Source organism: uncultured Mailhella sp. (assembly GCF_947631555.1).
In the GTDB taxonomy this organism is placed as follows: domain Bacteria; phylum Desulfobacterota; class Desulfovibrionia; order Desulfovibrionales; family Desulfovibrionaceae; genus Mailhella.
The window spans coordinates 1-21,267 of sequence record NZ_CANRLT010000041.1 but is presented as its reverse complement, the minus strand read 5'-3'; the positions used below and the strand labels follow the sequence as shown (position 1 = coordinate 21,267).

Here is a 21,267-nt window from a genome sequence, read left to right as displayed (position 1 = left end):
CACGGTGGATCTGGCCGTGATTTCCCACGGCCACTATGACCACACGGGCGGACTGCGCCGCTTTCTGGAACTGAACGGCAAGGCTCCGGTTCTCGTCAACCGGTACGCCTTTGAAACGCACATGGCCAGGGACGGGCGCAACATCAGCATGGATCAGTCCCTTGAGGGACACAAGCAAATCGTCCTTACCGGCGACATGCTCGATCTGGACGTGGAAGTTTCCCTGCGCACCTGCAACGGTGTGCCCGCGCCCTTTGAAGACAGCTCCGCGGGGCTGTTCAGCGTGTGCGAAGGCAAGCTGCGGCAGGATCTCTTCCTGCATGAGCAGTATCTCTGCCTGAAGCTCGGCGGCAGGCGCATCGTGGTCAGCGGCTGTTCGCACAAGGGCATTCTGAACATCTGCCGCTGGCTGCGGCCCGATGTGCTCATTGGCGGCTTCCACTTCATGAACGTGGATGTTCACGGGCCTGGCCGCGAACGCCTCGACCGCGCGGCGGACGCCCTTCTCGCCCAGGGAGCGCAGTACTACACCGGCCACTGCACGGGCGCTGAGCAGTTTCTTTACCTTAAAAAAAGAATGGGCGACACCCTCCACGCCCTTTCCGGCGGCCAGACCCTTGTCATTTGACCCGCTCCGGCCTATTTCTGAAAAAGGCTTCGGGAAAAGTGTGCGAGGCGTCCTTCCGCGCCAGTACTCCCGAACCCTGAACCTGTCATAATCTTCCGCTGCCCGCTGCCTTGCGGCAGGAGCGGACATGATAGCGCCCGCTTCCCCCGGCGAAGCGCAGATCCGGACTTTCGGAGAGAGAGCGATGAGAACCTTCACGAAATCGAACAAGCTGGACAACGTACTCTACGATGTGCGCGGCCCGGTGGTGGACGAGGCTGCCCGCATGGAAGAGTGCGGCATGAACATCCTGAAACTGAACATCGGTAATCCCGCGCCTTTCGGTTTCAGCGCGCCGGAAGAAGTGATCTTCGACATGCGCGACGCCATAGTCCACTCTCAGGGCTATTCGGATTCCCGCGGTATTTTTGCGGCCCGCAAGGCCATCATGCAGTATGCCCAGATCAAGAACATCCCGGACGTCACCATGAAGGACGTCTACACGGGCAACGGCGCCAGCGAACTCATACAGCTCGCCATGAACGCCCTGCTCAACAACGGCGACGAAATCCTTATCCCCTCCCCCGACTATCCGCTCTGGACGGCCTGCGCCAACCTCGCCGGGGGCAAGGCCGTACACTACCTCTGCGACGAGGAGTCCGACTGGTATCCCGATCTGGACGACATCGAACGCAAGATCACGGACAGAACCAAGGCCATCGTCATCATCAACCCGAACAATCCCACCGGCGCGCTGTACCCCGTGGAGATACTGGAACGCATCGCGGAAACCGCCCGCAGGCATGAGCTCATGATCTTCTCCGATGAAATCTACGACCGCCTGGTCATGGACGGGGAAAAGCACGTTTCCATAGCCTCCCTTGCGCCGGACCTCTTCTGCGTCACCTTCAGCGGGCTGTCCAAATCCCATATGGTGTGCGGCTTCCGTGTCGGCTGGATGATCTTCAGCGGCAACAAGGAGATCGCCAGGGACTACATCGCGGGCGTGAACATGCTCTCCAACATGCGCCTCTGCTCCAACGTCCCCGGGCAGTCCATCATCCAGACGGCCCTTGGCGGCTACCAGAGCGTCAACGAGTACATCGTGCCCGGAGGCCGCATCTTTGAGCAGCGAAACTTCATCTACAACGCGCTGAACGACATCCCCGGCATCAGCGCCAAACGCCCCAAAGCGGCCTTCTACATTTTCCCGAAGGTGGACGTCAAGAAATTCAACATCACCAGCGACACGCAGTTCGCCCTCGACTTTCTGCGCGAAAAGCGCGTGCTCTTCGTGCCGGGCACGGGCTTCAACTGGCATCAGCCCGACCACTTCCGCATCGTCTACCTGCCGCAGACAGCCATTCTGGAAGATGCCATGAACAAACTGCGGGCCTTTCTGGAGCACTATCACCAGTGAGCGACTGGGGGGGGGCGGGAAAGAAGGCATTCTCCCGCCGGCGGTCTCGATCATGGAGAAAAGTACGCGCCAAGGGGCTTGTTTTGCAGGTCAGTGCAGGTCTCTCAGCCCTTTTTCCGCAAGGCGTCCGCCAGGCTGCCTCCGCTGCGTCCGCCGTTTTCACAAACGCAAAGCGTCAGGCGTTCCCGCGCCCTGGTGATGCCCACATGGGCAAGCCGCCGCGCCCTTTCGTCATCCGGCCGCAGCTGGTCAAGCCCCAGCAGGAAGACATGGGCGAAGTCCAGCCCTTTGACGCTGTGGATGGTGGAGACGGTCACACTGTCCGTGGTGATGTCATAGCCGCGCTTGCTGGCGGTATCGCGTGCCGCCCAGCGCGCCAGTACGCCCCGGGCTTCGAGGGCTTCCACAAGCGCCTCCGGCAGGTTCGGCACCTGCTGATTTTTGCCGCGGGTATAGAGCACGGCGATTTCACTCATGGCTATGCCGCCTCGCGTAAGAGCTGCCACGGCCTCGGCGACCTCACGGACCTGTGTGCGGCTGTCTGCGCTCTCAAGCCATGCCGGGGCCGGGCCATCCGCGCCGCCCAGCTCTGCGGCGTCTGGCTGCCCCCCGAGAGCCTGCGCTGCCAGAGCCGCGATGGGCCGTGTGCTGCGATACTGACGGCGCAGATGCCGGACTTTGAGATTTGCTATGCCGAAATCTTCCCAGCCGACCGTATTCTGCTGGTACAGCCGCTGGTTTTCATCCTCGGCCACGGTCAGGGTTCCGTGTTCCGGCAAAAGGCGCAGCAGCACCTGCCCCATGTCCTGAGAAAAATCCTGACCTTCATCCACAAGGATGGCGTCCCAACGGCCTTTCAGCTCATGCTGCCCTTCGAGGCGCTTCAGGCTCTCCTGCACCACCAGCTTGTAGTAGTCGCCCTCCTCATTGGCATGGGTCAGGCCTTCGCCCAGGATACGCTCGCACAGACTGTAAAACGGGATCACTTCCACGCCGTCCGGCCCAAGGCCCACACCCTTTCCGGCCAGCAACCGGCGGATATAGCCCACCAGGGAAAGGTTGAAACAGGTGATGAGGATGCGCCGCACGCGCCTGTCCACCCGCGGCAGATGCCATGCCTGATGGGCGAGAATGAGCGTTTTCCCGCTTCCGGCCGGTCCGGTGATGAGCGTCTTGCCAGTGCCGAAGGTGCGGGCCAGGTTTTCCTGTTCATGATCCAGCGCCAGGATCGTCCGGGCCTGTTCCGGCACGGACGCGCCCCCGCGCTGCGGCAGATCCAGCCGCACCACCGGAAAAATGCAGCCGCGCAGCCACGCAAGCTTTTGTGCCGTAAGACTGAAGGGAAAGAGCGGCGGGAAATGTTCGGCAAGCCACCGGCGCAGGCTTTGGCCCGAAGCATCGCGCAGAAGCGGCGAATCCTCGTTCAGCTCGTCCCAGCAGAGCACGCGGCTGCCGTCCATGACCTCGTCCAGGCGGCAGGCCTCAAATTCCTCGCGCCGCATATGCGGGAACACCGCGCCCCAGGTGACGGGGCACGGCAAGGCGGCCTTGCCTCCCGCGGACTCCGGTGCGTGCCTGCCGAAAAGGGACATCAGGCTGTTGACGTATTCCCGTGCCTGGGCCAGGGGCTGCTTGCGCCGCTCCTCGTGCGATCCGATCCGCAGCAGGGCGGATTTGGGGTCTGCCTCCAGCACCTGTTCCGCCAGCCAGTCCTTGACCTCAAGGACGATGAGACCCGAATCAGGCGAGAGCAGGATGAAGTCCGGCTCCCTGTCCTCAATGTCCGGCGAGTACCAGACCAGAAACACGGCGTCCGGCCGCGCGGCACGGCGCAGAAAACGGTAGACGGTCTCCTCGCCCACCGTGGTGAACATCTCGACCTCCGCCGGGAACATGGTCGCCATGATGCATCCCTCCTTGCCTGCAAGACAGGTTTCATTCTACAGCCGGACTCTTCTTCCGGCTGGCTTTGCAGCCGCCGGCCGGAGCGTGCGGCTCGCCCCTCCCTGAGGGAAGAGTTATGCAAAAAGAGTTCATCGGCCTCGCCGTTTTGTCAATCACTCCTTTTTTCCTGAGGGGGCCTTCCATCTTATCGACAAAAACGCGGGACTGCCTTTTTCCCGGAGGGGCAAACCTCAAAGGAACGTTTGAACCCCCCGCGCAGCCGCTGCCGATCAGGTATGTCTGCCTCTGCGGAACGTACCGCCGCCAAGCAACGCCGAGGCGGAACGTGCCGCAGGTAAGTCAACAGCTCCCCGGCAAAGCAGGAGCGGCTCTCCGAGCCTGGGCCTGAGCCAAGGTGTGCCCTTCTTTTTTTTTAAGGATGTGTGAGACAAGGCGCCGCCTGTGTACCGCGGACCGAAAGCAAAAAACAAGCCCCGCGGCTCGCAAGGAACCTGGGCTTAGGGGCGAAACATGGCGGAGAGAGAGGGATTTGAACCCCCGGAGGTGTTACCCTCAACGGTTTTCAAGACCGCCGCAATCAGCCGCTCTGCCATCTCTCCAGTCTGAAACAGTGAGCGTTTTCTATACCGCCAAACAAATTTCACTGTCAAGGCTGCAGCGCTTTCCCGTCCGCCCGCTCTGCTGCGGAATAAATGTTTCAATCCACAGTCGCCCCCATCCGCCGACTGACTCCGCAACCGACTGCCCCGCTTCTGCGGCGTAACCATGTTTGCCGGCAGAGCCGGACAAACACGTTCGCTATCAGCTCGCTGACGCTCGCGCGACTTTCCCCGCTTCGGCGGCGTGACCATGTTTGCCGGCAAAGCCGGACAAACACGCCGCCTTCGCTATCAGCTCGCTGTCGCTCGCGCCTCCGGCGGTTAAGGAAAAGAACGGATTGCCTCTCATGCCCCGCGAGCTGGCCGCAAAGATACTTGAGCGGGCAAAGCCCGATTGTGCGCGGCCTGCCCGCTATCAGCGGCGCACACGCCACGCCGTCCGGCAGCCAAGGGAGAGGTTACGGAATCGGATTTCATCGGCTTCGCCGTTTTGTCAACTACTCTTTTCCCCATGAAGGGGGGAGGTCTCAAACCTCAAAGTATTTTTTGATAATGAAAAAAATAACTTAACCCCACCGCAATTTTGGAAATTCCAGTCTTTTCCGCTGCCGCGGCGGTCTCCTCTTTTCAAAAAATATAATAATTTCCCTATATTACCGTTCACTTGCAAAAAACTTTTCCAAAGGGCGGCCTCGTTTCCCTGCGGACGAACAGCAAGAGAAAGCCCTTTTCCCCATTGCAAGCGCTCTGGATTTAAACTAGTATAACGGAGTTTACTGGAACCGATACGAGAAAGTCGCCATTTTTCAGTCGGATCCCGACAGGCGCGGTCGAGCCACGGTTCGAAGCTGCGCGCCGTCCTTTTTATCACCTCAACAGCACGAGGCAACGGGATGGAGGAGAGGAACAACACAACCACACCTGAGTCTGCAGGCAAAACATGCTGCTGCGGCTGGGGCGCGTTTGTCGTAGGTCTGGTCGTGGCCCTTATTCTGGGATGGTGGGTTCTGCCCAACCTCATGAAGGAAACCAAAAAGCAGCCCATCGCCTTCAGCCACGTCGAGCATGTCCAGAACCAGGGCATGACCTGCGACCAGTGTCACTTCGTTCGGGCCGACGGAACGTTCAGCGGTGCTCCCACGACGGAGCAGTGCGCCGAATGTCATTTCACCATCCTCGGAAAGGATCCCGAAGAAGCGCGTTTTGTGCGCGAGTATGTCCAGACGGGGCGCGAGATCAAGACGGAATGGCTGATCTATCAGAAGCAGCCTGACAACGTCTTCTTCAGCCACGCTCTGCACTTCGGCCCTCTGGCCGAACTTCAGACCCCGGCGGACATTGCCAAATTCTGTTCAAAATGCCACCTCAACGTTGCTGAGACCAGCGTTCCTCCCCTGTACCGGGAAAACAGGCTTTCCGGCTACTCCGAAAACACCATGCTGATGTGGGGATGCGAACGCTGCCACGCCGAACACATGGCGCTTGGCAATACCAACGCCAGCAACGCCTGCTTCACCTGCCACAAGTAAGGCAAAAGAGAGGAAATCATGGATAGAAGAGGATTTCTTAAATTTGCCGCCGGCGGGACCGTGGGCCTCGTGGCGTCACCCATCATCTGGAATACCCTGTACGATGCCGTGTACTGGACGCAGAACTGGGGCTGGATCCCCCGTCTGAAGAAGGGCGCGAGCGAATACCTGCCCACCGTAAGCAAGCTCTGCCCCTCGGGAACGGGCTTTCTTGTGCGCACAGTGGCCGGTACTCCGGTGCGCACCCTGAGCGACCGGAACAACCCCGTTTCCCACGGGTCCATGACGGCGCTGGCCGCTGCGGAAGCGGAACTGCGCGTCAGTCCCGCCCGCCTGAAGAAGCCACTGCGCCGCTCTCCTGACGGCGCGTATGTGGCCATCTCCTGGGCGGAAGCCGAAAAACTGCTCAAGGAGCATATGCAGGCCGCCGGAAGCTCCGTGGCCGCCTTCTCAGGCGACCCCACCACAAGCATTAACGAAGTTCTGTCCGCCATGCTCTACCAGCGCGGTTCCGCAGACTTCTACCTGATGCCCGATGAAGAACAGCCCGCCGCGGCAGCCTGGACCGCCATGGGCGGGCAGGGACGCCTGGGCTACGACATCGAACACAGCGACTGCGTTCTGGCCGTGGGTGCGCCCATCCTCGAAAGCTGGGGCGTGGTGGCCGCCAACCGCAGCGTCTTCAACCGCACCCATCCCGCGGGCGGTACGCCTGCGCAGACCTTTGTGTACGCCTCCCCCGTGCAGAACAACACGGCGGCTGGCGCGGATCTCTGGCTGCCCATCAAGCCCGGGACGGAAATGGCCCTGCTTCTGGGCATCGCGCATCTGCTCATCAAGGCCGGCAAAAGCGGTTTCGCCGCGGGACTGCCCAACTTTGCAGGCTTCGCCGCGGCCTATACGCCTGAAAAGGTCACCGCCATCACCGGCGTCCCTGCGGATCGCCTCGAAGCCGCGGTCAAAGCCCTGACCGGCGCAAAGAAACCTCTGGTCATCGCCGGTTCCGCGCTGGGCAGCGGCGGAGCCGCAGGTCCCGTTATGGCGGCCATTGCCGTGAATATGCTCCTCGGTTCCGTGGGGCGGGAAGGCGGACTTGTGGACATGCCCTTCCCCTCGCCTGTGGTCAACGGCGCTGCGGAATACCGCCATCTGCTCACCCGCTCTCTGGTCAGGTACACGCAGAGTGTTGCCGCAGGCAAAACCAGTGCCCCGAAGATGCTCATTGTGTACGCCGCCAACCCCGTGTACGCTCTGCCCTCCGATGCGGGCGTCAGGGAAACCCTGAAGAAGGCCGGCTTCTCCGTGGCCGTTGCCAGCTTCATGAGTGAAACCTGCGAGGCCTGCGACCTAGTTCTGCCCGCGGCTCTCGGCATGGAAGCCTTTGATGATGTTCTGACGCCCTACGGCTCCGGCCTCACCACCTACGCCCTGGCCCGTCCCGTGGCCAAACCCTTTGCCGAAGCCCGTTCCGCGGGTGAGCTGTTCATCGCTCTGGCGCAGGAAGTCGGCGTGGATCTGGGCGTGAAGGACATGCCGGAACTCCTGTACAAGCGCGCCTACGCTCTGGGCGCGCCCTTCCGGGCCATGCTGGAAAGCGGCACCGTGCATACGGCTGTGGAAAAAGGACCCGTCTCCCCGCTGTTCTACAACTGGGAAGCCATCAAGGCCGCCGCTTCCGCCAAAGCCGCCGATGCGCCGCTGCAGATCGCGCCTGTTGTGGTTCTGGGCATGGGCACGGCACAGACGGCCATCCCGCCCTTCGCCACCAAGGTGGTCACGGAATATCAGCTCGCCGGCAAGCTCAGCGTGGCGCAGATGAACGCCGCCACCGCCGCCAGGCTGAAGGTCAAAGATGGAGACCTGCTGAAGATCACAGCAGCCAACAAGGTCGAAACCACCGTGCGCGCCGCGGTCTTTGAAGGCGTCATGACCGATACGGTCTCGCTGACCGCGGGTCTGGGCCATACGGCCTTCGACCAGTTCAGCAAGGGCAAGGGCGCGAACGTCGTGACGCTGACCAGCATTTCCCGAGAACCCGGCACAAACCTGCCGGTATGGGGAAACGCCGACGTGAACGCCGCAAGAGCATAGGGGGAGCTTCATGTCTTCTGAAGTCAAAGAATTCAAGATCAAATGGGGCATGGTCATCGACCTCGACAAGTGCACGGGCTGCGGCGCGTGCATGGTGGCCTGCCAGGCGGAAAACAACGTGGCTCCGGCCGTGGACGGCAGCAACAAGCTGCGTTCCCTCAACTGGCTCAAGGTGTTCCGCCTCTCCAATCATAAACCTTTCCCCGACCACGAGACCGTCTACCTGCCCCGCCCCTGTATGCAGTGCGGCAAGCCCTCCTGTGTCGCGGTATGCCCCGTCATCGCCACGGACAAGCGCGAGGAAGGCGGTATCGTCAGCCAGATTCCACCCCGCTGCATCGGCTGCCGGTACTGCATGGCCTCGTGTCCTTACCACGCCCGCTACTTCAACTGGTACGATCCCAAGTGGCCAGGCGATCTGGCACAGGCTCTCAGCCCCGACGTCTCGACCCGTATGCGCGGTGTCGTGGAAAAGTGCTCCTTCTGCCATCACCGCTTCATGAGCGCCCAGGCCAAGGCCAGAGCCAACGGCCAGGACCCCATGAATCTGCCGGACGGCGCCTATGTCACGGCGTGCACGGAAGCCTGCCCCAACGGAGCCATTACCTTCGGCGACCTGAACAATCCTGCGCACAAGGTGCACGAGCTTATCAAAAGCCCCTACGCCTTCCGTCTGCTGGAACGTCTGGGAACCGACCCGCAGGTCTACTATCTGAGCAAACGCGAGTGGGTGCGCCGCGAAGGCGATAACTATCTCGAAAACGAAAAGACCGGCGAAGCCGTCATCAAATGAGGTAGGTTATGGATTACAGCAAACCTGTTGACGCCGAGCTGTTCCCCGAAGGGTGCGAACGCTGCTCCCTGACCAAATTCACAGCCTGGATGACGGTGCTGGGGCTGATCTTCCTCTGGGGGCTTTACGCAGCCGTGCGCATCCTGGGCTTCGGACTGGGTGAAACCGGCATGGACGACTACTTCGGCTTCGGTCTGTGGATCACCTTCGACCTCGCCGTCATCGCTCTGGGCGCAGGCGCGTTCTTCACGGGAGCGCTGCGCTACATACTGAACATCGACGCGCTGAAAAACATCGTGAACCTCGCAGCGGTGATCGGCTTCCTGTGCTACACCGGCGCCATGCTTATTCTGGTTCTGGACATTGGTCAACCCATCCGCTGCTGGTTTGGCTACTGGTATCCCAACGTCCACTCCATGCTCACGGAAGTCATCTTCTGTATCACCTGCTACTGCATCGTGCTCATCCTTGAGTTCGTGCCGCTGATACTGGAAAACCGCCAGCTCATGAAAAGCCGCTTTGTCCACGCTCTGGCGCACAACTTCCATGTGTACATGCCCATCTTCGCCGGTATCGGCGCCTTCCTTTCCACCTTCCATCAGGGTTCGCTGGGCGGCATGTATGGTGTACTCTTCGGGCGGCCTTACCTGTTCCGCGAAGGCTTCTTCATCTGGCCGTGGACGTTCTTCCTGTTCGTCCTCTCCGCCGTGGCCTCCGGACCCATGTTTACCGTCCTTGTCTGCACCCTCATGGAAAAGATGACCGGCCGCAGGCTGGTGAGCTGGGAAATCAAGCAGCTCATGGGCAAGGTGGGCGGTACCATGCTCATCGTGTACACGGTGTTCAAGTGCCTTGACAGCTGGTACTGGGCCGCCTCGCTTCTGGCCAGCGAGGGACTGACCTTTGACCAGATGTTCCACGGATGGATCTACGGCAAATGGCTGTTCTGGGCCGAGCATCTCATGCTCATCGTGCCCATGGTCTGCCTGCTGATCAAGCCGCTCCGGGAAAAGCCCGCGGTCTTCTATCTCATGCTGCTGCTCACCTGCACCAGCATTGTGGTCAACCGCTACGTTCTTACCGTGCAGGGACTGGCGCAGCCCGTCATGCCCTTCGACAGTTGGTACAGCTACGCCCCGAACTGGGCGGAATGGGCCTCCTGCTTCCTGGTCTTTGCCTACGCCGCCATGGTGCTTTCACTGGCCTATCGCTACCTGCCCATGTTCCCGCAGGAAGAAGAACTGAACAGGCAGTAAATCCACACACTCACCAAGAGCAAGGCGGCCTTTCTCCGGAAGGGCCGCCTCGTTTTTTTTGGGGGGGGGACAGAGCAGCATAAGACAGCAAAACCCTTTAAGGGGCTGGCGGTCTGAGGAAGGGAAAGGCCTCTTGCTTTTCCTGCAGGAAAAACGCTGCAAAGCGCCGAACTTCCAGTTCGGCGAAAGGCACTCTCCGGCCACGTCCCTAACCGCCGGAAGTGCAAATGTCAGTGAGCAGATAGCGAACGTGTTCGCCAGGCTCTGCCTGCGAACATGGTCACACCGCCGGAGCGGGTAAGGTCGCGGGGTCGTCGCTCCAAACGCGCTACCGCGTGTGCCTCCGGCGGTCTAAGAAGGGGAAAGACAAATCCCCTTTCTCAACCTGCGGAGCGGCGAGCGGGGAAGGTCGGCGCGAGCAAGCCTGCTCTAGCCCTGAAGCGCCTCAATTTCCTTTCTGACGCGTTCTTCACTGAAACGCATGGCGTCGAGCGTGCGGGCAAAGAGTTCTTCCAGCGTCCAGCCCAGTTTTTCCGCGCCGGTACGGATCACATCGCGGGAACAGCCCGCGGCGAACTTCTTGTCCTTGAATTTTTTCTTCAGGCTGGAGACTTCCATGTCCATGACGCTTCTGGAAGGCCGCATGAGTGCCGCCGCGCCGATAAGTCCGGTGAGTTCGTCCGCGGCAAACAGGATTTTTTCCATCTCGTGTTGCGGTTCAATATCGCAGCACAGGCCATAGCCGTGACTGCAAATCGAGCGGATCATGTCCTCATTCACCCCTCCCGCTCTGAGAAGTTCAGGCGCCTTGCGGCAATGTTCCCCGGGATAGCGCTCGAAATCTATGTCGTGGAGCAGTCCGGTCATGGCCCAGTAGTCCGCCTCTTCCGCATAGCCCTGATGTTCTGCAAACCAGCGCATCACGCTTTCCACGGTCAGCGCATGAAGCAGATGGAACGATTCGGTGTTGTAGGTTCGCAAAAGAGCCAGTGCCTGATCTCTGGTGATGGGGCACGTCCTCATGGTGCATTCTCCTTTCCCGCGGAACCCACGCGCTGAACACGGGCGCAAGGCCGCGGGCCAGTTCCCGAACTACGCGGTCAGAGTGTCAATCCAGGCTTCGAGCGCCACGATGCCCGAACCAGTGATGGCCCGGCGGCAGTCCGCATAGTCCAGAATCTTGCTCATGTTCTTGTTGATGATCTCGGCCTCGGGGTGGATGCGGTGCGCCAGATATTCCAGAGACCCCTTGAAGACCTGGGAAAACTTCTGAAGCCGCCGCCATTCCTCCATCTGTTCGGCCACGCTGGAGCGGATCGCGTCCGGCATGACCGCAGCCTCCAGCATGGCCTGGCACAGCCGCCAGTCGATATACTGGCCGAACTCGATTTCAAAGGTCGTAAGCGCGTCCCGGTCTATCATCCGGCGCCAGATTTCCGCGCCCCTGGCCATGACGGGGATAACGTCCACATGGGTTCCTGCAGGCACATAGCCGCTCATGTCCTCTTGAATTTCCTGAATGATTTCCTGCACCGGCTCCTTGTCCACGTCGATGACGTCGGCCTTGTTCAGAATGACCAGGAGCGGGATACCGCCCCGCTCCTCCATCACGCGGCCCATATCGCGCAGAAGGGCTTCCTCGTCGCGGGTATGGAGCTGCGCCATATCCAGCACCAGAAAAATATGCGTCAGCGGGAGCTTTTCCAGCGCAAAATACGTTTCTCCGCGGTGCGCGCCGTACTTGCTCGTGTTTGGGCCGGGCGTATCGTAGAAAACCAGCGGACGCCGCTTTTCCAGATGCGGGAAGAAAAGCCGGATGTCCGCGGGTACGTTCTCCCGCATGGTACCGTTCCACGCCGCAAGTCTTTCCCGGGACAGCGGAAAACGTTCCTCGCTTTCGGAAAGATTGCGGCACACGGCTTCCTGCGAACGAGGGTCATGAATGATGCGAAAGATCTGAGCCGTGGTCGCACGATTCCCGGCCGGAAACACGCCGCGCCCGAGAAGCGCGTTCAGAATCGTGGACTTGCCCGAACTCATGCAGCCGAGCATGAGTATATGCAGTGCCGCGTCAGGAATATCGAAAACGCCCATGCTGTCTCCCCCGCCGCCTGGCAGCGGCTTTTTTCCAGCATACCCGAAAGCGCGTCCGTGGCAAGCCCCGTTTCCGCTGGGCAGAAGGAGCGCGGTTTCAGACGGCTGGAGGCATGAGGCGAAACTTTCGCGACATGCCTCACGTCATGCCTCTCGTCATGCCCGCCCGGAAGACTCCGGCCGAACGAGCCTGGCAGAGACTCGCGGCCGCAGGGTATCTTTTCGTGTGTTCCCGAAGAAGGCGGATCCCCGCAGACAGCGCTGGATATGCGGAAACAACGGCGGAAACAGCAAGGCGGGACGCGCTAGGCGCCCCGCCTTTTCGTTCTCAGGTATCCGCAGCCTGACAGTGCACTACAGGCTTTCGCCCGTGCGGATGCGCAGGCCTCGTTCCACATCCATGACGTACATGATGCCATCGCCTTCATGCCCGGTGCTGGCGCCCTTAGCGATAGCCTTCATCGCCTTGTCCACATCTTCGTCCTGCAGGCAAAGCTCGATGCGCACCTTTTTCAGCAGCGTCACCTCCGTGGCAACGCCGCGGTACATTTCCACATAACCCTTCTGACGCCCCGAACCGAGGATATTGGTTACGGAGAGGCAGTACAGCGACTGGGCGTACAGAGCCTGCTTGACCGCTCCCAGCGCTTCGGGACGGATATACGCGATAACAACTTTCATCTCATATTCCTTTCCGTCTTCAACGGCAGCTTATTCGTTGGAAAAGATCTGGAACCCGCTGTACACGTCCGTTCCGTGCTCCGTGAGGTCGAGACCTTTAAGCTCGACTTCGCGGCTCACACGCAGACCGATGAGGCGGTCGGCAATCTTGAAGGCGATGAAGCCCATGACGAAGGCCCAGACGCCGACACTGAGCGCCCCCAGAAGCTGGATGAGCAGCAGATCCACGCCTCCGCCGTAAAGCAGGCCCACGTTTTCGCCGTACCCGGGAGCTGCGAACAGGCCCACAAGCACCGTACCCACGAAGCCGCACACGCCGTGCACCGAGACCGCGCCGACGGGGTCGTCCACCTTGAACACCTGATCGACGGCGATGACCGAGAGCACCACAATAACGCCGCAGATAAGTCCGATGCACAGAGCGCCCACGGGAGACACTTCAAAGCATCCGGCAGTGACGCCCACGAGCCCGGCCAGAGCGCCGTTCATGGACATGGACGGATCCGGCTTGCCGGTGAGGAACCAGATGGTCAGCATGGCGGCGGCAAAGCCCATGCAGGCGGACAGGCAGGTATTCACACCGATATAGCCGACCGTGCTGTCCGCCGCCGTGGTGGAGCAGCAGTTGAAGCCAAACCAGGCGAACCAGAGAATGAACACCCCCAATGCAACGAGCGGGATATTGTGGCCAGGGATGGCCAGAGACTTCCCGTCCAGGCTGTATTTACCGATGCGCGGACCCACGCACAAGGCTCCGGCCAGACCAATCCAGCCGCCGACTGAATGCACCACCGTCGAACCGGCGAAGTCCACGAAGCCCAGAGCTTCAAGCCAGCCCTTGGTGTCCGCGAACAGGCCGTTCCAGCACCAGCTTCCGCTCACAGGGTAGATGAACACGCTGACCAGAACCGAAACCAGAATATAGGCCTTGAAATCCGTCCGTTCTGCAACGCAGCCCGACACGATGGTGGCGGCGGTGGCACAGAACATGGTCTGGAAGAAGAAAAACGTCCAGGCCCAAAGCCCGTCTTCCGTCGTGGGATCGACAGAAGTCATGCAAAGATCCGGCACGGCAAAAAAGCCGTTGGACGCTCCGAACATAATGCCGAAGCCGATGACGAAGAACAGCGGAGTTCCAATGCTGAAATCCACAAAATTCTTCATCAGGATATTGCCTGCGTTCTTGGCGCGGGTCAGACCGCATTCCACCAGTGCAAAGCCCGGCTGCATGAACATGACCAGCATGGCTCCCAGCATGGTCCACAGGATGTCTCCATGATGCTGGCTCAGGGGTTCGGCAGTTTCTCCGGCGAAAGCCATGCCCGGTACGAACAGGATCCCCCACAGGATCCCCAGCGCGGACAGAATGTTCCATCCTTTGACAGGGGCGTGTGTACTCATCACATATTCCTCCTTGGAATTTGTAAACTCGCCCTCCCCTGTGCATACCGCGTGCCAAAAAGGATATTTTTCTGTTATTCCGCTTTGTTGCTGATTATTACCGCTATTCTGCCGCGACGCCAACAGTACAAGATTGTACCACATTTCCTCCGGCTGCCGCTGCCAATGATCCGAAATTCTTCCTCCCAACACTCCGATAAAAAAGGCTTTCCTCACCCTGTCCTGCCGCCTCGGTACATTTCCGCACTCCCTGAAAAAAACGGCGGTCTTCCCCCGCGGCACCGTGTCCTTCCTCTGCCGCTCAAGGCTTTCTGCTCTCCGCGAGCGAAAGATAAAACATTTTCGTACCGCTCTTTCAGGCATGACATTCCACGCGGCTCCGTGCTATCAAGAGCGCATGAACATCGTCCACACCTCAGACTGGCATCTCGGTCACACGCTCTACGGAAAAAAACGCGACGAAGAATTTCGCCTTTTTCTCGACTGGCTGCACGAACTTCTCCGGCGGGAAAAGGTGGAGCTTCTTCTCGTCTCCGGCGATATCTTCGACAGCGGCGCGCCCGGCACGCAGGCTCAGACGCTCTACTATGATTTTCTCCAGAAAATCAGCACAGACCCGGCCTGCAGCGTCGTGATGACGGCGGGCAACCACGATTCTCCTTCCTTTCTCGACGCGCCCAGACAGCTCCTCAGTCACCTGCGCATCCATGTTGCAGGCAGGGCACTCACGCCGGAAGAAGAAGTCCTGGAGCTTCCCGGAAAAGCGGGTGAACCTGGCGTCATCATCTGCGCCGTGCCCTTTCTCCGCGACCGGGATCTTTACCGCGCCGCTCCAGGGGACGGCCCTGAAGACAGAGACCGCAAGCTGGCGGAGGGCCTGCGCGGGCACTACCGCAGATGCGCAGAAGCAGCGGAACGCCTGCGCGCCGGCAGGGATATGCCGGTGATCGCCATGGGACACCTCTTCGTGCAGGGCGGCCGCGTGTCCGAGGGCACGGACGTGCGCGTCGGTTCCCTGGCCCGCGTGGAGACGGGCGTCTTTCCCCCTGCCTTCGACTACGCCGCACTGGGGCATCTGCATATTCCGCAGACCGCCGGCGAAACGCGTCTGCGCTACAGCGGCTCTCCTCTGCCTCTGGATTTCAGCGAGACCGAAAACCGGAAAAGCGTCTGCCTGCTCCGCACCCATGGGCGCGACGTGTCCGTTGAAACGGTAGAGGTTCCCCGCTTCCGGAACCTCCTCAGTCTGAACGGCGACTGGCCGGAACTGGAACGCCGTCTGAGGGAACTTTCCGGAGCTGCGGAAACAATCTGGGCGGAAGTCCTCTACACAGGCCAGGACGTTCTCGGCGATCTGCGCGAAAAAGTCTTTGAAGCTGCCCCTCCAGAAGTGGACGTTCTGCGCATCCGCAACCTGCGAGAGCTTCCCGTCTCCATGCATACGGAGGAGGAGGGCGCCCCCTCTCTAGAAAACCTTACGGAAGCCGATGTGTTCGCCCGTCTCCTGGATGAGGCACAGCTCTGCGGCGAAGGCACGGAGGAACGACGGAAGGCGCTGACGGCGTGTTATGATGAAATTCTCCGGGAAATCAGCGGCGCTTCACGGGAGGATGACTGATATGCGCATCCTGAGCATACGTCTACGCAATCTCAATTCTCTGACCGGGGAATGGAACATCAACCTTGACGCGCCGGAATATGCCGGAAATGGTCTTTTTGCCATCACCGGGCCTACGGGCGCAGGCAAGAGCACCATACTCGACGCCGTCTGCCTTGCTCTTTACGGCTGCACGCCCCGCCTCGGCAAAATCAGCAGGGGCAGCAATGAAATCATGTCCCGCCAGGCCGCTGACTGTCTGGCGGAAGTGGTTTTCGAGACCCCGGAAGGCCGATGGCGCTGCTGCTGGAGCCACAAGAAGGCACGCGGCAAGTCCGGCGGCAAGCTTCAGGAGCCGCGGCATGAAATTTTTGACCACAATCAAGGACTGTGCCTCACCCGTGGCATGACGGAAGCCAGAAACAAGGTCGAAGAACTCACCGGCATGAATTTCGAACGCTTCACGCAATCTGTGGTTCTGGCCCAGGGGAGCTTTGCGGCCTTTCTGCTCAGCAGCGGCGACAAGCGTGCCCCCCTGCTCGAACAGATCACAGGAACAGAAATCTATGCGGAGATCTCCCGCCGGGTTTTCCAGCGGAACAAGGCCGAAGGTGAAAATCTTGAGAAACTGCGCGCATCTCTGAAGCAGCTTCCCCTGCTCTCAACAGAAGAAGAAAGCGAACTCCGGGAAAAAGTACGCCGCTTCGATGTGGAAAAAGCGAAGCTCAGCGCCCAAAAGGACGGCGTTGACCAGGCCCTGACCCAGCGCCGCCTCCTCGAGGAGTTGCACGAGGAGCTGAACAATCTGAGAAAACTCAGAGAATCCTGGCAGACGGACACCCTGAACTTCGCTGACAGCGCCGCACGGCTGAAAGCGCATCACCGCGCCTTGCCCGTACAAGGCTCCCTGGCCGCAGTTCAGGCAAAACGTGCCGAGCAGCTCAAAGACGAAAAAGCGGCAGAGGAGGCTCAAACCAGCCTGCCCGGACTGGAGGCGGCTGTGGATAGCTGCCGTGAACGCTGCAATCTCGCAGTTCAGGCCCGGGAAGAGGAAAAACAGGCACAAGCAACCCTCGCGCAAGAGCTGGAAGCCATGCGCGCCCTGGACAGGGAGCTTCAGCACCTGACCAGGGAAGACGCGGCAAACCGCGATCGTCTTAAGAAAACCGTGGAAGACTTTGAAAAAGCCGAAACCGAGGCTCACATACACGGAAAAGAGCTGCAAGACAGCCGTGATGCGCTCAAAGCACTGTGCGAAGAAAAGGAGACCCGCGCTCAGGACGCCACCCTTTCCGAGGTTCTGCCCGGTATGTGGGATCGGCATCGCCTGCTTCTGCAACAGGAAAAGGAGCAGTCCGACCGGGAACTCCGGATCCGCGAATACTCCGCCGAGCTGGAAGCGCAGAAAAAAGAAGCAGCGAGGCTCACCGAATCCCATGCCGTCCAGTGCCGCCTGGAACAGGAACTTCAGGAAAAACACCGGAACCTGACAGCAGAGAAGACCCAGCTTCTGGAAGGCAGAAGTGCTTCCCTCTGGCGCGATGAAAAGGAAAGCCTGCTCACGTCGGCGGACACACTTCGCGAAGCCCGTACGCTGCTGATACGGTACGTCTCTCTGACACAGAAGGAGTCCGAAGGCAGGATGCGTGCGGCGGAGCTGGAAAGGAAGAGGGAAAAACAGAACGCGACCCTCGCTGCGACCCGCGGAGAACTTTCCCTCACACGCCGTGCCCTTGAGGTGGAACAGAAAGCCCTGCGCTTCGCTGAACGCATCATAAATTTTGCGAAGGAACGGGAAAAACTTTGCGAAGGAGCCCCCTGCCCGCTTTGCGGTTCCCTCAGTCACCCCTATGCCGCAGAACTTCCCGCACCCCATATTGATGAACATGAGGCCGAAGCGCAGCGACTCGCGGACAGGGAAAATACTCTGTCCCGAAGCGTCCGCGACAGCGAAATACGCCTTGCTGAGCTGGAAAAAGACGCACAGCACACACAGGAAACCCTTCAGGACACAGCCGGAGAACTGCTGAAAACGGGAGAACATCTTGCGGCCGCCCTGCGAACGCTTGCGCCCTCTCCGGCGATGGAGCTGACGCCGGATTCGGCTGACGTCCTCGTCTCAGGCCGCCCCGAAGCTGCGGTGGAGCTTTCCGCCATGCTTGAACAGGCGGAGGCCAAAAACAGCGGTCGCCTTGCCCTGGTCTCCGAGGTGCTGAAGCGCCTTGAATCCACGGAACAGGCCCTTGGTCACCTGCGCGATGCAGAAGAGGAAATCCAAAAAGAGCGGGAAAAAGCAGACCTGGCTCTGCGCCAAATCACCGAAAAATGTCTGGAGACACAGGCCGGCCTCAATACCCTGGAGCAGGAACGCCAACGCGCTCTCAGCTTTCTGGAAGAGCTTGGCGGCACTCTGCAGCGCGACCTTTCCGCACGCGGCATCATCGCTGCAGACAGCGGGGAGCGGGGACAGGCGCTGAACGCCCTCGAGTCCCGCCGCAAAGACTACGCTGCGCTCCTCAGCAGGGAACAAGCCCTGCGCGACACCCTGCGGGATCAGGATAAACGTCAGGCTCTGGATGAGGAACGGCGCGCAATCGCTGCCCGGCAACGTGAAGCCCAGCGCCAAATCTGTGCAGACAGCGCCGCCGCATGCGCCCGTGCAGAGGCTCTGCGCCGGGATCGCTTCGGCGACAAGGACGCCGACACGGAAGAGGTACGCATGAAGGTCCGCCTCGAAGAACGGGAAAAGGAAGAAGCGCAGTGCCGCAAGGCTTTCGATGAAGCCAAGCGAAGCCATGAAGCAGCTCTGCACCTTTATCATATGCTGGAAAAACATAGCGAAGAGCGAAGACCAGAACTGGAGAGAGAGGAGAAGGCCTTGCTTCAGGCTCTGACCGCCGCAGGCTTTTCCAGTGAGGAGGAATGCCGCTCGGCGCTGCTCCCCGCAGAAGAAGCGCGGACGCTGGACGAACGGCAGCGCGACCTGGAGCAGCAGGGGGCACACCTGACCGCCCTCGAAACGGATAAAAACACCTTGTGGGAGGAGGCACAAAAAAAAGCGCCGGACAAGGAACGTACGGAGCTGGAGGCATTGCAGGAAAAGCTGTCCCTGTCGCTGGAAAAGCTGCTTCAGGAACGCGGCGCCATGGATGAAAAGCTCCGGCGCAGCGAAGAACAGCGCCTGGGCGCACAGAAACTTGGACTGGACATCGCCAAACAGGAAAAGATCTGTGAACGCTGGAGCAGTCTGAATGAACTCATCGGCTCAGCTGAGGGCGGCAAGTTCCGCAAGTACGCGCAGGGACTCACCTTCCGCACACTCATCAACCAGGCCAACCGGCAGCTTGCTCTGCTGACCGACCGTTATGTCCTCGTACCCAACCGGGAAAACACGCTGGAACTGGATGTCATCGACCGCTATCAGGCCGACGCCGTGCGTTCATCCCGCAATCTTTCCGGCGGGGAAAGCTTCATCGTCAGCCTGTCTCTGGCCCTCGGACTGGCGCAGATGGCCAGCCGTAAGGTGCGCGTGGATTCCGTTTTTCTGGATGAGGGTTTCGGCACCCTGGATGAAGAAGCGCTTGATACGGCGCTGGCCATGCTCTCCAGCCTGCGTCAGCGGGGCAAGGTCATCGGGCTGATTTCCCACGTCCAGAGCCTCAAGGACAGGATCGACACACGCATAGAGGTTACGCCCCTGCACAACGGGTGCAGTCTGCTTTCCGGGCCGGGCGTCACAGGTTCCGGCACCTGGTTTTAGCTCAGTTTTCCTCCAGCAGCTCAAGAAGCTGCAGCGGCGCATCGATGAGCGTCTTCGCCCCGGCCTGCCGGAGCTGTTCGGCGGAGCGGAAGCCCCAGGTCACGGAAACGCAGTCGAGCATGGCGTTTCTGGCCGTCGCCAGGTCTATATCGGAATCTCCAACATAAAGAGTGGAACCCGCTTCAGCCCCAAGCTCCTTCAGTGCCTGGAAGACCGTGTCGGGAGCAGGCTTGCGGCGCACGCCCTCACGCTCTCCGATGGCCGTCTGGAACATGCCGCCGAAGAACTCACGGCACAGAGACTTGACCTCCGCATCGGTCTTGTTGGAGACCACGGCCATGCGGAAGCCACGGCTGCGGAGTTCGTTCAAAAGTTCCGGGATCTGCGCATACGGACGGGTGAGTTCCCGGCAGTGCACCGCATAATGCCCTCGAAAATCCTGCAGGGCCTCCTCGAAGCCCGGAGCCTCGCTCCCGCCCGGAAACGCGCGCACCATAAGCATACGTACGCCGTTCCCCACGAAGGCGCGCACCTCGTCAAGACTGCGTTCCGGCTTGTTCTGACGGCGGAGAGCGAAATTGACACTGGCATGAAGATCCCGGAGCGTATCCAGAATCGTGCCGTCCAGGTCGAAGAGGATTGTGTCGTAACGTTTCAAGGTCTTTCCTCCCCGCCGAAACGAGCCGTAAAAAGGAGCTTAAGAGATAAAAAGTACACGGCAAAAGAAAGGGGAGGATCCCCTCCCCACTTCCCCGTTCTAGCGGATAAAGTTAGTGCGCACGGTGGGTTCGGCTTCAGGCAGAGGCACTCCGGCCTTTTTTCCGGCTTCAAAACACTTCAGCATCCACGCCATGTTGCGGCCAAGCTGACGCATGGTCGCGAGGCCTTCCAGATCCTGCCGCACATCTTCAGGCGTAAAGCCGTGCACCTGATTCCAGTAGTTGGAAGAGACCACGGGCATATTGCGGATACCAAAATATTTGTTCAGCTGGTCGAAGGCTGCCGAAGCCCCTCCTCGGCGGCAGCTCACCACCACGGCGCCGGGCTTGTTGGTAAACAGTTCTCCTCCGGCGTAGAACACGCGGTCGAGAAAGCATTCCAGCTGTCCGGCTACCGACGCAAAGTACACCGGCGAACCAAAAACAAAACCATCGGCCTCGGACGCCAGAGACAAAAATTCGTTGACCTTGTCATCACGGAAGCACTGGCCAAGGATCGCGCATTTGCCGCAGGCGATACATCCGGCCACAGGCTGCGCGCCGAGCTGAAAAATCTGCGCTTCCACACCCTGCCTTTCCAGTTCCGAAGCAACTTCGGACAGCGCCGTAAAGGTGCAGCCCTTAGGACGCGGACTACCATTGACAAGAAGTACCTTCATCAAAAATTCCTTTATGGTTTGAGCCCTCCCCTTCAGGGGGAAAAGCGTAGTTGACAAAACGGCGAAGCCGATGAAATCCCTATTCCGTAACCTCTCCCTCCCTTAACCGCCGGAGGCGCGAGCGTCAGCGAGCTGATAGCGAAGGCGGCGTGTTTG

The 21,267-nt window shown here is 60.1% G+C and carries 16 protein-coding genes and 1 tRNA gene; 8 read left to right on the top strand and 9 right to left on the bottom strand.

The annotated features are described in order from the left end of the window. Both Q0Z94_RS07045 and Q0Z94_RS07040 read left to right on the top strand, forming a co-directional pair. Positions 1–628, top strand: a 628-nt coding sequence (locus Q0Z94_RS07045) for an MBL fold metallo-hydrolase (protein WP_298068308.1), incomplete at its 5' end; no start/stop codon positions are given. 127 nt (positions 629–755) lie between these two features. After that, positions 756–2,027 carry an aminotransferase class I/II-fold pyridoxal phosphate-dependent enzyme gene (locus Q0Z94_RS07040; RefSeq protein ID WP_298068307.1) on the top strand — a complete coding sequence of 424 codons (1,272 nt, stop codon included), beginning with the start codon at positions 756–758 and terminating at the stop codon, positions 2,025–2,027. Between the two features lie 104 nt (positions 2,028–2,131). Here the strand turns inward: Q0Z94_RS07040 and Q0Z94_RS07035 are convergent, their stop codons facing one another. From Q0Z94_RS07035 to Q0Z94_RS07025, 3 genes are all read right to left on the bottom strand, one after another. After that, positions 2,132–3,931, bottom strand: a complete 1,800-nt coding sequence (locus Q0Z94_RS07035; protein ID WP_298068306.1) for an NERD domain-containing protein/DEAD/DEAH box helicase — start codon at positions 3,929–3,931, stop codon at positions 2,132–2,134. Positions 3,932–4,443: 512 nt separating this feature from the next. After that, positions 4,444–4,531 (bottom strand) — tRNA-Ser (locus Q0Z94_RS07030). Positions 4,532–5,024: 493 nt separating this feature from the next. Continuing rightward, the gene (locus Q0Z94_RS07025; RefSeq protein WP_298068305.1) at positions 5,025–5,444 is read right to left on the bottom strand and encodes a hypothetical protein; all 420 of its coding nucleotides are present in this window, start codon (positions 5,442–5,444) and stop codon (positions 5,025–5,027) included. Between Q0Z94_RS07025 and qrcA the strand changes: the two genes are divergently transcribed. Genes qrcA through qrcD form a run of 4 tightly spaced genes read left to right on the top strand, consistent with a single transcriptional unit; the run spans position 5,425 to position 10,200 of the window. Further along, on the top strand, positions 5,425–6,060 hold the full coding sequence (gene qrcA / locus Q0Z94_RS07020) for a menaquinone reductase multiheme cytochrome c subunit QrcA (protein ID WP_298068304.1): 636 nt from the start codon (positions 5,425–5,427) through the stop codon (positions 6,058–6,060). The two genes, Q0Z94_RS07025 and qrcA, sit on opposite strands and share 20 nt — an antisense overlap. An 18-nt stretch (positions 6,061–6,078) precedes the next feature. After that, positions 6,079–8,151, top strand: coding sequence for a menaquinone reductase molybdopterin-binding-like subunit QrcB (qrcB, locus tag Q0Z94_RS07015; RefSeq protein WP_298068303.1), 2,073 nt, complete (start codon positions 6,079–6,081; stop codon positions 8,149–8,151). A gap of 10 nt (positions 8,152–8,161) precedes the next feature. Further along, positions 8,162–8,944, top strand: coding sequence for a menaquinone reductase iron-sulfur cluster-binding subunit QrcC (qrcC, locus tag Q0Z94_RS07010; RefSeq protein ID WP_298068302.1), 783 nt, complete (start codon positions 8,162–8,164; stop codon positions 8,942–8,944). A gap of 8 nt (positions 8,945–8,952) precedes the next feature. Next, positions 8,953–10,200, top strand: coding sequence for a menaquinone reductase integral membrane subunit QrcD (gene qrcD / locus Q0Z94_RS07005; protein ID WP_298068301.1), 1,248 nt, complete (start codon positions 8,953–8,955; stop codon positions 10,198–10,200). Positions 10,201–10,629: 429 nt separating this feature from the next. On the opposite strand, the gene Q0Z94_RS07000 is transcribed toward qrcD, so the two are convergent. From Q0Z94_RS07000 to Q0Z94_RS06985, 4 genes are all read right to left on the bottom strand, one after another. Beyond that, on the bottom strand, positions 10,630–11,223 hold the full coding sequence (locus Q0Z94_RS07000; protein WP_298068300.1) for a hydrolase: 594 nt from the start codon (positions 11,221–11,223) through the stop codon (positions 10,630–10,632). 69 nt (positions 11,224–11,292) lie between these two features. Then, positions 11,293–12,294 carry a dynamin family protein gene (locus Q0Z94_RS06995; RefSeq protein ID WP_298068299.1) on the bottom strand — a complete coding sequence of 334 codons (1,002 nt, stop codon included), beginning with the start codon at positions 12,292–12,294 and terminating at the stop codon, positions 11,293–11,295. A gap of 354 nt (positions 12,295–12,648) precedes the next feature. Further along, complete coding sequence (locus Q0Z94_RS06990) at positions 12,649–12,975, bottom strand: P-II family nitrogen regulator (RefSeq protein WP_298068298.1); 327 nt, start codon at positions 12,973–12,975, stop codon at positions 12,649–12,651. A gap of 30 nt (positions 12,976–13,005) precedes the next feature. After that, positions 13,006–14,376, bottom strand: a complete 1,371-nt coding sequence (locus tag Q0Z94_RS06985; RefSeq protein WP_298068297.1) for an ammonium transporter — start codon at positions 14,374–14,376, stop codon at positions 13,006–13,008. 397 nt (positions 14,377–14,773) lie between these two features. Here Q0Z94_RS06985 and Q0Z94_RS06980 point away from each other — a divergent pair, with 397 nt between their 5' ends. Both Q0Z94_RS06980 and Q0Z94_RS06975 read left to right on the top strand, forming a co-directional pair. Then, positions 14,774–15,994 (top strand): exonuclease SbcCD subunit D C-terminal domain-containing protein, encoded by a 1,221-nt coding sequence (locus tag Q0Z94_RS06980; protein WP_298068296.1) that lies wholly within the window; start codon positions 14,774–14,776, stop codon positions 15,992–15,994. Position 15,995: 1 nt separating this feature from the next. Continuing rightward, entirely contained in the window at positions 15,996–19,733 is a 3,738-nt protein-coding gene (locus Q0Z94_RS06975) for an AAA family ATPase (RefSeq protein ID WP_298068295.1), read from the top strand. Between the two features lies 1 nt (position 19,734). Here Q0Z94_RS06975 and Q0Z94_RS06970 read toward each other — a convergent pair whose 3' ends face one another. Both Q0Z94_RS06970 and Q0Z94_RS06965 read right to left on the bottom strand, forming a co-directional pair. Beyond that, the gene (locus Q0Z94_RS06970) at positions 19,735–20,391 is read right to left on the bottom strand and encodes an HAD-IA family hydrolase (RefSeq protein WP_298068294.1); all 657 of its coding nucleotides are present in this window, start codon (positions 20,389–20,391) and stop codon (positions 19,735–19,737) included. A 99-nt stretch (positions 20,392–20,490) separates the two neighbouring features. Beyond that, a complete protein-coding gene (locus Q0Z94_RS06965) occupies positions 20,491–21,111 on the bottom strand; it encodes a flavodoxin family protein (protein WP_298068293.1) in 621 nt (206 codons plus the stop codon). Positions 21,112–21,267: the final 156 nt, after the last annotated feature.